The sequence below is a fragment of the Proteus sp. G2674 genome (genome assembly GCF_009915195.1).
GTDB lineage: Bacteria > Pseudomonadota > Gammaproteobacteria > Enterobacterales > Enterobacteriaceae > Proteus > Proteus mirabilis.
Window position 1 is genome coordinate 50,676 of the sequence record NZ_JAABLS010000005.1, and the last position, 12,963, is coordinate 63,638.

The 12,963-nt window shown below is 40.7% G+C and carries 12 protein-coding genes; 8 read left to right on the top strand and 4 right to left on the bottom strand.

Going from position 1 to position 12,963, the window contains the following annotated elements; translation table 11 throughout:
• The first annotated feature begins 154 nt into the window (after positions 1-154).
• From pspF to gstA, 8 genes are all read left to right on the top strand, one after another.
• Complete coding sequence (gene pspF, locus GWI58_RS00700; RefSeq protein ID WP_124725409.1) at positions 155-1,159, top strand: phage shock protein operon transcriptional activator; 1,005 nt, start codon at positions 155-157, stop codon at positions 1,157-1,159.
• A 282-nt stretch (positions 1,160-1,441) separates the two neighbouring features.
• Positions 1,442-3,133 carry an ABC transporter substrate-binding protein SapA gene (gene sapA / locus GWI58_RS00705; RefSeq protein ID WP_004243105.1) on the top strand — a complete coding sequence of 564 codons (1,692 nt, stop codon included), beginning with the start codon at positions 1,442-1,444 and terminating at the stop codon, positions 3,131-3,133.
• Positions 3,130-4,095 carry a putrescine export ABC transporter permease SapB gene (sapB, locus tag GWI58_RS00710; protein WP_017628082.1) on the top strand — a complete coding sequence of 322 codons (966 nt, stop codon included), beginning with the start codon at positions 3,130-3,132 and terminating at the stop codon, positions 4,093-4,095. The genes sapA and sapB overlap by 4 nt, the downstream gene beginning before the upstream one ends.
• The gene (gene sapC, locus GWI58_RS00715; protein WP_004243108.1) at positions 4,082-4,975 is read left to right on the top strand and encodes a putrescine export ABC transporter permease SapC; all 894 of its coding nucleotides are present in this window, start codon (positions 4,082-4,084) and stop codon (positions 4,973-4,975) included. Before sapB ends, sapC begins: the two co-directional genes overlap by 14 nt.
• Entirely contained in the window at positions 4,975-5,976 is a 1,002-nt protein-coding gene (sapD, locus tag GWI58_RS00720; protein WP_004248150.1) for a putrescine export ABC transporter ATP-binding protein SapD, read from the top strand. Before sapC ends, sapD begins: the two co-directional genes overlap by 1 nt.
• Positions 5,966-6,775 (top strand): putrescine export ABC transporter ATP-binding protein SapF, encoded by an 810-nt coding sequence (gene sapF / locus GWI58_RS00725; RefSeq protein ID WP_004243110.1) that lies wholly within the window; start codon positions 5,966-5,968, stop codon positions 6,773-6,775. Before sapD ends, sapF begins: the two co-directional genes overlap by 11 nt.
• 208 nt (positions 6,776-6,983) lie before the next feature.
• Positions 6,984-7,772, top strand: a complete 789-nt coding sequence (fabI, locus tag GWI58_RS00730; protein ID WP_012367980.1) for an enoyl-ACP reductase FabI — start codon at positions 6,984-6,986, stop codon at positions 7,770-7,772.
• A 218-nt stretch (positions 7,773-7,990) separates the two neighbouring features.
• Positions 7,991-8,602, top strand: coding sequence for a glutathione transferase GstA (gene gstA / locus GWI58_RS00735; RefSeq protein ID WP_004248152.1), 612 nt, complete (start codon positions 7,991-7,993; stop codon positions 8,600-8,602).
• Positions 8,603-8,675: 73 nt separating this feature from the next.
• Here gstA and pdxY read toward each other — a convergent pair whose 3' ends face one another.
• The 4 genes from pdxY to anmK all read right to left on the bottom strand — a co-directional run bounded on the left by pdxY (position 8,676) and on the right by anmK (position 12,879).
• Positions 8,676-9,545: a pyridoxal kinase PdxY gene (gene pdxY, locus GWI58_RS00740; RefSeq protein ID WP_094959235.1), complete on the bottom strand. Its 870-nt coding sequence runs from the start codon at positions 9,543-9,545 to the stop codon at positions 8,676-8,678.
• A gap of 120 nt (positions 9,546-9,665) precedes the next feature.
• Positions 9,666-10,940, bottom strand: coding sequence for a tyrosine--tRNA ligase (tyrS, locus tag GWI58_RS00745; RefSeq protein ID WP_004248155.1), 1,275 nt, complete (start codon positions 10,938-10,940; stop codon positions 9,666-9,668).
• Positions 10,941-11,069: 129 nt separating this feature from the next.
• Positions 11,070-11,723 carry a pyridoxamine 5'-phosphate oxidase gene (gene pdxH, locus GWI58_RS00750; RefSeq protein ID WP_004243118.1) on the bottom strand — a complete coding sequence of 218 codons (654 nt, stop codon included), beginning with the start codon at positions 11,721-11,723 and terminating at the stop codon, positions 11,070-11,072.
• A gap of 43 nt (positions 11,724-11,766) precedes the next feature.
• Complete coding sequence (anmK, locus tag GWI58_RS00755; RefSeq protein WP_004243120.1) at positions 11,767-12,879, bottom strand: anhydro-N-acetylmuramic acid kinase; 1,113 nt, start codon at positions 12,877-12,879, stop codon at positions 11,767-11,769.
• Positions 12,880-12,963: the final 84 nt, after the last annotated feature.

Sequence of the window (12,963 nt, forward strand, 5' to 3'; positions counted from 1 at the left end):
ACAATAACGCCCAGTTGCTATAGTTAATACAATTTGCGTGCCAACTTTTCAAAATAACTTAACACATTAATAAATAACATTTTATTTTTCCTCGCCTATTTTTTACACTACTGATAGACTGGTGAGAAATACCTCAATATGGTGATTTTAACCAATGCAAGAGAATTTAGAGACAATAATTGGTGTTGATAGTCATTTTATCGATGTTTTAGAACAAACCTCAGCCCTCGCTCAACTCAAAAAACCAGTATTGATTATTGGTGAACGTGGTACAGGTAAAGAGCTTATCGCCCATCGATTACACTATTTATCACCTTGGTGGCAAGGACCATTTATTTCCATTAACTGTTCGGCATTAAACGATAATTTGCTTGATTCAGAGCTGTTTGGTCATGAAGCGGGGGCATTTACCGGAGCGAAAAACCGCCATCAAGGACGTTTTGAACGTGCCGATGGCGGCTCTCTTTTTCTTGATGAGCTAGCCACTGCACCGATGCTGGTGCAAGAAAAGTTGCTACGCGTTATTGAGTATGGCCATTTAGAACGAGTGGGAGGTAGTCAATCGCTGCATGTCGATGTGCGCCTTATCTGTGCCACTAACGCAGATCTACCGGCAATGGCGGACGAGGGTAAATTTCGTGCTGATTTACTGGATAGATTGGCCTTTGACGTAATTCGCCTGCCCCCTTTAAGAGAGCGTAAAGCCGATATTATGCTACTGGCTGAAAACTTTGCGATTGCTATGTGCCAAGAGTTAGGGTTGCCCTTTTTTCCCGGTTTTAGTGACAATGCCCACCAAATTCTTTTAGATTACCGTTGGCCGGGGAATATTCGCGAACTAAAAAATGTGGTTGAACGTTCTGTTTATCGCCATGGCACCAGTGAGCGTGAACTGGATAATATTATTATCAACCCTTTTGCGCGCTTTTCGTCTTCAACCATAGCTGAGCAACCTCAGCCTCAAAAGGAGATGATCTTTTCATTACCGCCATTACCGCTAGATTTACGCCAGTGGCAACATAGCACAGAAAAAAACTTATTAGAGCAAGCATTGAAAGAGAGTCGTTATAACCAGAAGATGGCGGCAGAAAAATTAGCATTGAGCTATGATCAATTACGCGGATTAATAAAAAAACATCACATAAAATTGTCGGTCTAGTTTTGTAAATAAGATGAGCAAAGACAGAATTAAATACAGACAAAAAAAAAAAGCCAGCACCCGAGCTGGCTAGTAAAATAATACTGGAAGCAATGTGAGCAATGTCGTGCCCTTGTGCGAAAAACCTCTATCGCCAAAGGACAATACGGATGATAATCTTTATCATTAGCGTTTGTAAAGCTTTTTATTGAGAATTTTTCTCAATTTGTTTTTTTTGACAATTTTGGGCTAGCCAGTTTTTTAAGTTACAATAGCCAAATCGTTTATCTAAAAGACATAATTATGCGCCCTATTTTACTTATTAGTACTATGCTACTGGCTTCAATAAGTATGACTTGTATGGCAGAGATAGCTACCAAAGCTACAGAGCTATCTGTCGCGCAAGAGCCTACAAACATTCATCAAAATGGCTTTGTCTATTGTGTTGATGGCAGTGTAAATACCTTTAATCCTCAACTTTCGAGCAGTGGATTAATTATTGATCCCCTAGCCGCGCAACTTTACGATCGTCTTTTAGATGTTGACCCTTATACCTATCGTTTGATCCCAGAAATTGCTGCACGTTGGGAGTCTCTCGATAATGGCGCAACTTATCGCTTTTATTTGCGTAAAAATGTGTCATTCCAGACAACACCTTGGTTTACGCCTACACGTAAACTCACCGCAGACGATGTTATCTTTAGTTTTGAGCGCATGTTTTCTGCCAATAATCCTTATAATCAAGTTAATGGTGGTAAATACCCCTATTTTGATAGTTTAAGTTTGGCGGATAATATCAAATCAATTAAAAAGTTAGGCAAATACACCGTTGAATTTAATCTAAAATCTCCTGATGCTTCTTTTTTATGGCATTTAGCAACCCATTATGCGCCTATCCTTTCAGAAGAATATGCCAGTAACCTTGAAAAATCGGGTAATCAATCGCAACTTGATTGGAAACCTGTAGGCTCAGGGCCTTTTTACCTTGATGAATTTCAGCCAGGCCAATTTGTTCGATTACTGAGAAATGAGCAATACTGGAAAGGTCAGCCCAAAATGCAACAAGTGGTTATAGACACGGGAGCAGGCGGTACTGGACGTATATCTAAACTCTTAACGGGAGAGTGTGATGTTTTGGCCTATCCTGCGGCAAGCCAATTAAAGGTCTTACGTGATGATCCTCGTTTACGCCTTACATTACGTTCAGGAATGAATATTGCTTATCTTGCGTTTAATACTAATAAGCCACCGTTTAACGATCTAAAAGTGCGTCAAGCCATCGCTTATGCGATTAATAATGAACGACTAATGGGATCTATTTATTACGGTACGGCTGAAACAGCCGCATCGGTTTTACCTCGTGCCTCTTGGGCTTATGATAATCGCGCTAAAATTACCGAATATAACCCTGAAAAATCGAAGCAAATATTAAAAGAGTTGGGACTTGAAGGACTTAAATTAAATCTTTGGGTTCCCAGCGCTCCGCAATCTTATAATCCCAGCCCGTTAAAAATGGCTGAGTTAATTCAAGCTGATTTAGCTCAAGTAGGTATTCAAATGAATATTCGACCTATAGAAGGTCGCTATCAAGAAACCAGTTTGATGGATAGAACTCATGATATGACTTTATCAGGATGGTCAACGGACAGTAACGACCCCGATAGTTTTTTCCGCCCATTATTTAGTTGTGCGGCTATTAGTTCGCAAACCAATTTAAGTCATTGGTGCTCACCGGCATTTGACAATGTGCTACAACAGGCGCTTTATAGCCAACAACTGGCCTCTCGTATAGACTATTATCACCAAGCACAAGATATTTTAGCGCAAGAGCTACCGGTTTTACCATTAGCTAATTCTTTACGTATGCAGGCTTATCGTTATGATATTAAAGGACTTGTATTAAGTACATTTGGTAACGCTTCTTTTGCCGGTGTGTATCGCGAAGCAGAAGTTGATGAGGATAGTCACAACCAAGAGGCTACAACAAACCCATGATTATCTACTCGATACGTCGCTTACTGTTATTAATTGTGACGCTCTTTTTCTTGTCACTGGTGAGTTTTAGTCTCAGCTATTACACACCCAATGGGCCGTTAAGTGGTGCTTCTTTATTTGATGCCTACTTTTTTTATACCCACAATATGTTCCATTTTGATTTTGGAATTTCTTCAATTAATGGCGAACCCATTAAAGCACAACTTATTGAAGCATTCCCTGCCACTATGGAGTTATGTGCACTGGCATTTATCTTTGCCCTGCTTATCGGCATTCCTGCGGGGATCATCGCGGGTGTATGGCGCAATAAACCTGCAGATACTTTTATTAGTCATCTCGCACTTTTGGGCTTTTCAGTTCCGGTCTTTGGTCTTGCATTATTACTGACGCTTTTCTTTTCATTAAAGCTAGGTTGGCTACCTGTTTCAGGCCGTATTGATTTACTGTATAACTTACAGCCTATAACGGGGATCGCAGTCGTTGATGCTTGGCTATCGGATTCGCCTTATCGTCAACAGATGATCATAAACGTTTTACAACATTTAATTCTACCCGTGACTACACTAGCTATTGCTCCTACTACGGAAGTCATTAGGTTGATGCGTAATAGTACAGAAGAGATCATGGTTGAGAATTATGTGAAAGCAGCGGCAACCCGTGGCTTATCACGCTTTACTATTATTCGCCGTCATATTCTACACAATGCATTACCCCCTATTATTCCCAAATTAGGCTTACAGTTTTCTACCATGTTAACACTGACGATGGTGACCGAAATTGTTTTTAACTGGCCAGGATTAGGCCGTTGGCTAGTAACGGCCATTCGCCAACAAGACTATTCGGCTATTTCAGCCGGTGTTATGGTTGTTGGTTCAATGGTTATCATCGTCAATGTGTTATCAGATATTGTCGGTGCGATGAGTAATCCAATGAAACACAAGGTGGGATATGCCTTTAGATAGCCAGTTTTATAAAGAGAAAAAAACACCATCACCAGCCGCGGTGATTTGGCAATGTTTTTCTAAAGATATTCTCTCCATGGTGGGCTTTTATGGTGTTATCTTTCTGTTAATATTAAGTATTGTTGGTCCTTATATTGCGCCTTATGCACTCGATCAACAATTCTTCGGTCATCAATTAACACCGCCTTCTTGGTATCAAAACGGTAATGTCACCTTCTTTTTTGGTACTGATGATTTAGGGCGCGATGTCTTTAGCCGTATTTTAATTGGTACGAGTATGACCTTTGGTGGCGCTTTTATTGTCACCTTTGCGGCGACACTGATGGGGTTAATTATGGGTTGCCTTGCAGGAATGACCCATGGCCTAAAATCCGCAGTGTTAAATCATATTTTAGATACACTGTTATCCATTCCATCACTCTTATTAGCCATTATTGTGGTCGCTTTTGTAGGGGCAAGTTTAGAGCACGCCATGATAGCAATTTGGCTAGCACTACTCCCCCGCTTAGTGAGAATGATCTATTCAGCGGTAAATGATGAATTAAATAAAGAGTACGTTATTGCCTCGCGTCTTGATGGTGCATCAAATATCTCTATTTTATGGTATACCGTATTGCCGAATATTACCCCAGTATTGGTTTCTGAATTAACTCGGGCTTTTTCTATCGCAATATTAGATATCACGGCATTAGGTTTTCTGAATTTAGGCGCTCAATTACCTTCACCTGAATGGGGGGCGATGCTCGGCGATTCCCTAGAGTTAATCTATGCTGCACCTTGGACAGTCCTTATCCCCGGAGCCACCATTATGATCAGTGTATTACTTGTCAATTTATTAGGGGATGGCTTACAACGTGCCATTAATGAGGGGGTGGAATAATGCCGTTATTAGACATACGCAACCTAACTATTGAATTTATGACGCCCGATGGCCCAGTAAAAGCGGTAGATCGCGTTTCCATTACCCTCAGTGAGGGAGAGGTGAGAGGTTTAGTCGGTGAATCTGGCTCCGGAAAAAGTTTGATCGCTAAGGCAATTTGTGGCGTGACGAAAGATAATATTAAAGTGACTGCGGATCGCTTTCGGTTCGATGATATTGATTTACTTAAATTGTCACCAAGAGCACGTCGTCGGGTAATTGGTCATAATGTGTCGATGATTTTCCAAGAGCCTCAATCTTGTCTTGATCCGGCGACCAAAATTGAGCATCAGCTTATTCAAGCAATCCCGGGTTGGACATTTAAAGGCCACTGGTGGCAACGTTTTCATTGGCGAAAACGCCGTGCAATTGAGTTACTTCATCGGGTTGGTATTAAAGATCATAAAGATATCATGCGTAGCTATCCTTATGAGTTAACCGAGGGTGAATGCCAAAAAGTGATGATAGCCATTGCCATTGCTAACCAACCCCGTTTACTGATTGCCGATGAACCAACTAATGCGATGGAGCCGGCAACGCAAACACAAATATTTCGTTTACTCACCCGTTTAAATCAAAATAATAATATGACTATTTTATTAATTAGCCATGATTTGCAGTGGATGAGTAAATTAGCCAGTAAAATTACGGTCATGTATTGTGGTCAGACCGTGGAAACCGCCATACCTGAAGAACTATTGGTTACCCCCTATCATCCTTATACACAAGCCCTTATCCGCTCTATTCCTGATTTTACTAACTCTTTGCCTCATAAAAGCCGTTTAAATACGCTACCCGGTGCGATCCCCTCTTTAGAGCACCTACCTGTTGGGTGCCGTTTAGGCCCTCGTTGTCCTTATGCACAACGTCAATGTATTGAAGCACCTCGATTACGTGCATTTAAAAATCATGCGGTGGCTTGTCATTTCCCATTAAATGTGGAGACGACAGATGTTCGATAAATTACTTGAAGTCAAAAACTTATCAAAAACATTTCGTTACCGTACAGGATTATTCCATCGCCAGCAGTTGAAAGCGGTAAAACCGGTGAGTTTCACTCTTGAACCGAAGCAAACACTGGCGATTATTGGCGCTAATGGTTCAGGTAAATCAACATTAGCTAGAATGTTATCCGGCGTTACAGAGCCAACGGGTGGTGATATTTTTATAAACGGTCATCAATTAAGTTTTGGCGATTATTCTTATCGTAGTCAACGCATTCGGATGATATTTCAAGATCCCACAAACTCACTCAATCCACGTCAGCGTATTGGGCAAACATTAGATTTACCATTACGACTTAATACCGAACTTAGTGGCATAGAGCGAGAAAAACGCATTTATCAAACTTTGCGGCAAGTGGGACTATTACCAGAACATGCTAATTACTATCCACATATGTTTGCCTCAGGACAACGCCAGCGGATCGCCTTAGCTCGTGCTCTTATTTTACAGCCACAGGTGATTATAGCGGATGAAGCTATTGCCTCTTTAGATATGTCTTTACGTTCACAAATTATTAATTTGATGTTAGAGCTACAAGAGACACATGAAATTGCCTATATCTATGTGACACAAAATTTAGGAATGACTAAGCATATTAGTGATAAAGTCATGGTGATGGATAATGGTGAAGTGGTCGAGCGTGGTAACACCGCTGAGGTATTAGCATCGCCTTTACATGAAGTGACACGTCGATTAGTGGCTAGTCATTTTGGGGAAGCACTTACGGCAGAAGCTTGGCGACAAGATTTACCTTAATATTAAACAACATTAACACCATATTAATTGTTTATTATTTCACCTTTTTCCTTCAACTCCTCGGAGGTGCAAGGGAAATTAAACAAATTTACAAATGTCGTGGTAGAATCAGCCACGATTTATTAACAATAAGCGTGATAACCTAACAGATAAATAAAATTCTGCATGATGTTATTATCGCAATTTACGAACAAACAAGGATACAGCTATGGGCTTTATGACCGGCAAACGCATTCTGATTACTGGTGTTGCGAGCAAATTATCAATTGCTTATGGTATTGCCAAAGCCATGCATGATCAAGGCGCTGAACTGGCTTTTACTTATCAGAATGAAAAACTCAAACCTCGCGTTGAAGAGTTTGCAGCCTCATTAAATTCTAACATCGTATTAGAGTGTGATGTGTCAAAAGATGAAAGCATTGACGCAATGTATGCAGAGCTAGCAAAAGTTTGGCCTAAATATGATGGTTTTGTTCACTCTATCGGTTTCGCACCTGCTGACCAATTAGATGGCGACTATGTTAACGCTGTCACTCGTGAAGGCTTTAAAATTGCCCATGACATCAGTGCATATAGCTTTGTTGCAATGGCAAAAGCAAGCCGTGCAATGTTAAATCCAAACTCTGCATTATTAACGCTGACTTACCTCGGTGCTGAGCGTGCAATTCCTAACTATAATGTGATGGGGTTAGCTAAAGCATCTCTAGAAGCAAACGTACGTTATATGGCAAATGCTATGGGTCCTGAAGGTATTCGTGTTAACGGTATCTCTGCAGGTCCAATTCGTACCTTAGCGGCATCTGGTATCAAAGATTTCCGTAAAATGTTAAATCATTGCGAATCTGTCACCCCTTTGCGTCGCACAGTCACTACTGAAGATGTGGGTAATACTGCAGCTTTCTTATGCTCTGACTTATCGGGTGGGATCACTGGTGAAATCATTCACGTAGACGGTGGTTTTAGTATTGCCGCAATGAATGAATTAGAGTTGAAATAATTTCCCTTTATTTCATTGCATTCTTTCTGAAAACCTCGAACCGCTTCGAGGTTTTCTTTTTTCATGAATAAGTTGTACTGTTCACAGATTTACAAAAGCCTATTTTATTTGCCAGATTTGCGTTTGCTAAATTCTTATAACGCCTTATTATCTAATGTTAGTGAGGGTATTTCTTATCTTCACGGGTATCACCACTTATTGATAGGGAGTTATTTAAGATGAAATTGTACTACACGCCAGGTAGTTGCTCGCTTTCTCCTCATATCGTTCTACGTGAAACGGGTCTCGACTTTTCTATTGAGCGCATTGATTTACGCACCAAAAAAACGGAGTCAGGGAAAGATTTTCTTGCCATCAACCCTAAAGGGCAAGTTCCGGTTCTTCAATTAGATAATGGTGATATTTTAACGGAGGGTGTTGCTATTGTGCAGTATCTTGCCGATCTGAAGCCAGATAGAAATCTTATTGCCCCACCAAAAGCATTAGAACGTTATCATCAAATTGAGTGGCTAAACTTTCTTGCCAGTGAAGTTCATAAAGGCTACAGCCCTCTATTTTCATCTGATACACCTGAAAGTTATCTCCCTGTGGTAAAAAACAAACTAAAAAGTAAATTTGTTTATATTAATGATGTACTAAGCAAACAAAAATGTGTTTGTGGTGATCACTTTACTGTGGCGGACGCGTATCTGTTTACGTTAAGTCAATGGGCACCTCATGTGGCGCTAGATTTAACCGACTTAAGCCATTTACAAGACTATCTAGCACGTATTGCACAACGCCCTAATGTGCATAGTGCACTAGTCACGGAAGGATTAATAAAAGAGTAAGTTGCTATATTATTAATAAACATAAAAAGCGGAAATTAATGACTTCCGCTTTCGCTTTATATTAATAATATGATTAATCTAACTGCGTTGCACAGAAGTTATGGGTTGGGTGCACCATTTGATCTTGAGCGGCGACGAGTTGTAACTCGTACTCATTCATCTCTTTAGTTTTTAACATCACTTCATAAACAGCAGCAGCAACATGCTCTAATGCGGTTTTTAGCTCAACACCTTTTAGTAAATCCACCAGCATTAAGCCACTGGTTAGATCCCCGACACCAACAGGTTGACGTTCACCAAAATCAACCAGCGGTCGGCTCACATGCCAACTGTGCTCTGCAGTCACCAGTAACATTTCAAAGCGATCATGACGAAAGCCTGCTCGTGATAAATGTTTTACTAATACAATTTTAGGCCCTTGCTGGCATAATTGACGCGCCGCTTTTACACATTGGTCAACATTATGCAGCGTTGCGCCACCAGCTAATGTTTCAAGTTCTAATAAGTTGGGTGCAATAATATCACTGATGGGCAAGGCATCTTCACAAAGTACGCCAGAAACTTCTGGAGGCACAATACAACCTTTTTCAGGATGTCCCATAACCGGATCACAAAAGTACCATGCGTTAGGATTAGCTTGTTTGACTTTTTTTACAATATCAACAATGCGTCGGCCTTGCTCTGCCGAGCCAAGATAACCACTTAATACCGCATCACACTGTGCTAATTTACCAATAGCAGCGATACCATCAACGATCTCAGTGATATGCTCCGCCGACATCACACAACCCGTCCATTTTTCTGGATATTGTGTGTGGTTGGAAAATTGAACCGTATTTAAAGGCCAAACATTTACCCCCATACGGCGCATTGGAAATTCAGCTGCGCTATTACCTGCGTGACCAAAAACTACATGAGATTGAATAGAGAGTATATTTTTCATGACATAAACCGATTATTGTGAATACACACAACACCCAAGCTTTATTATCATAGGCGAGGTATACACATTTATTTATTGTTATCAAAAAAGGGCAACCTACTGTTGCCCTTTTGTTGTCAATTATTTCCAGATAACAAGGCAGTAATGTTTTTTACCACGACGTAAAATGGAATAATGACCAAATAAGAAATCTTTTTCTTCAAAGACGTATTCAGGATTATCCTGTTTTTCGCCATTAATAGATACTGCGTTAGAGCCAATCATTGTACGAGCTTGACCACGAGAAGGAACTAATTCTGCATTGACCAGTGCTTGTTGTAAATCATTGCCTTTTTCTAACTCAATAGTTGGCATACCATCTTGCGCTAATTGTTCAAGATCAGCTTGCGTTAAATCTGCAATAGCTCCTGAAAATAGGCTATCGGTAATACGTTTAGCGGCAGTTAAACCTTCTTCACCATGAACTAAACGTGTAACTTGTTCTGCTAACACACGTTGGGCGCGAGGTGCTTGGCCGCTGTTTTTATCTTCCTCTTCCAGTGCATTAATCTCCTCAATGCTCATAAAAGTGAAGAATTTTAAGAAGCGATACACATCCGCATCCGCGGTATTGATCCAGAATTGGTAGAATTTATATGGGCTCGTTTTCTTCGGATCTAACCAAACAGCACCACCTTCTGTTTTACCAAATTTAGTACCATCAGATTTGGTAATTAAAGGTACTGTCATACCAAATACTTGTTTTTGGTTGAAACGGCGAGTTAGATCAATACCCGAAGTAATGTTACCCCACTGATCTGAGCCACCAATTTGTAACTCGACACCGAGGTTTTTGTTTAATGATGCAAAGTCATAAGCTTGTAACAGATTATAAGCGAATTCAGTAAAAGAGATCCCCACATCGTCACGGTTTAAACGCTGTTTAACCGCTTCTTTGTTGATCATTTGGTTCACAGAGAAGTGTTTACCGATATCACGCAGGAAGGTTAGCACATCCATTTGACCAAACCAGTCATAGTTGTTTGCTAATTCCGCACTGTTTTCACCACGGTCGAAATCTAAGAAAGGTGACACTTGTTTACGAATTTTTTCTACCCACTCGTGAACAGTATCTTGGGTATTCAGTTTGCGCTCGGTGGCTTTAAAACTAGGATCACCAATAAGACCCGTTGCACCACCCACCAACGCCACAGGCTTATGCCCGGCTAGTTGGAATCGTTTTAAACACAGCAAAGGAACCAAATGCCCCAAGTGCAGGCTATCAGCGGTAGGATCGAAGCCACAATAGAGAGCGATAGGACCTTGCTCCAAACGCTCCACTAAAGCTGCCTCATCCGTGACCTGAGCGATAAGCCCACGCTCCTGCAATTGTGTAATTAGGTTCTTGCTAGACATCAATGACTCCATCGGTTTATTGTTTTTGTCTATTTAAAATATAAGTGAAACACAAGTGGTATAGCATAAAGCGCCACTACATTAAGTACCAGTAGAAAAAGCCTTTTTGATACAAATTTATTAGCCCAATTAAGGTGCTAAACGTTCAATAGACCATCCTTCTGGTGATTTTTGGTATATAAAGCGATCGTGTAGACGATTTTCTCTACCTTGCCAAAATTCAACAGAGTCAAAAGTGACTCGATATCCTCCCCAGAAACTGGGTAGAGGTACTTCTCCATGTTGAAATTTTTGTTTTAACTCCAAAAACTTACTTTCAAGCACCCCACGGGCAGAAATGCGAGAAGATTGTTTTGATGCCCAAGCTGCTATTTGGCTATCTTTAGGACGGCTATGGAAATATTTTACGACTTCAAATGCTGAAAGTTTCTCAGCTTTCCCTAAAAAACAGACTTGTCGCTCTAAAGGATACCAAGGGAAGAGTAAACTGACTCTTTGGTTATGTTCTAAATGACTCGCTTTACGGCTACCTAAGTTGGTATAAAAAACTAAACCTTTTTCATCAAAGTGCTTTAACAGCACAATACGTTGATAAGGTTGTCCATTTTCATCAACGGTTGCCACACACATGGCAGTAGGATCACTTAAGCGAGCTTCACAAGCTTGCTTAAGCCATTTTTCAAATAAAACTAATGGCTGTTCGGTTAATTCATGACGGCGTAATCCACCTTTCATATATTCACGTCGAAGATCAGCAACATCAATAAAATCCAGATCTGTCATTTTTCACTCTCTCTTTTGAGATACTGTGCTCAGCATATCACGCTTATCGAGGATTTGTAGGATAAATCGCCCCTAAAATTGTTTCTCGTGATGCCCCTGTAACAGAAGGTAAATTGCCGGGTTCATTTGCCATTGTTCGTGCGGCCAACCACGCAAAAGCTAATGCTTCCATATCATCGCCACTAAGACCATATTTGTCCGTTAACGAGACTTCTGTACCCGGTAATAAACTAGCAAGACGATGCATAATTTGACCGTTTTTTGCCCCGCCACCACACACCAATAAACGCTCACATCCACCATTGAGTTGTACTTGCTGTGCAATACTGATAGCGGTTAGCTCTACTAAAGTTGCCTGTACATCCTCTGGAAATACATTGGGTACTTTAGCCAAATGATAATGTAACCATTGGGTATTAAAATATTCTCGTCCTGTACTTTTCGGCGCTGAACGAGAAAAATAGGGGTCTGCCAGCATTTCCTGTAATAATTGGGTATTCACATTTCCAGTTGCTGCCCATTGCCCATTATCATCATAGGCTGTCTGATTATGAACCCAGTTCCAACTGTCTAACAGCATATTGCCAGGGCCTGTGTCATATCCTTTCACTGCAACACCAGGTAATAGCAGCGAAATATTGGCAATACCACCAATATTTAACACAATGCGTTTTTCTGTAGGATGGCCTAATACTGCAAGATGAAATGCAGGAACCAATGGTGCACCTTGCCCACCATATGCCATATCACGACGACGAAAATCCCCGACAGTGGTTATTCCTGTCAAGGCAGCCACTCTATTGTTATCACCAATTTGCATGGTAAACGGGATATCACTTTCTGGCTCATGCCAAATTGTTTGACCATGACACCCTATCGCCGTGATATCAGCAGCACTTAATCGCGCTTTCGCTAATAATTCCATAATAGCTTTTGCATAGAGTTCACCCAGTTGCGCATCTAATAAGCCTAACTCATGCAACGTCACAGGTTGGCCTTGGCAAACGGCTAAAATGCGTTGACGCAAGGTTTGAGGATAAGGTAAAAAATGGTTGGCTTGTTGAGCAACCAGTTTATTACTAATGGCGGCCAACACCACATCAACACCATCTAAACTTGTACCAGACATCACACCAATGTATCGCCCTGCTTTCATGCCCTTTTCCTTATAATCAAGATGATGCAACTTTTTAACATATAATGTTATATTCTTTTTTTCGGAAATCTCTTCTGTGTTTAC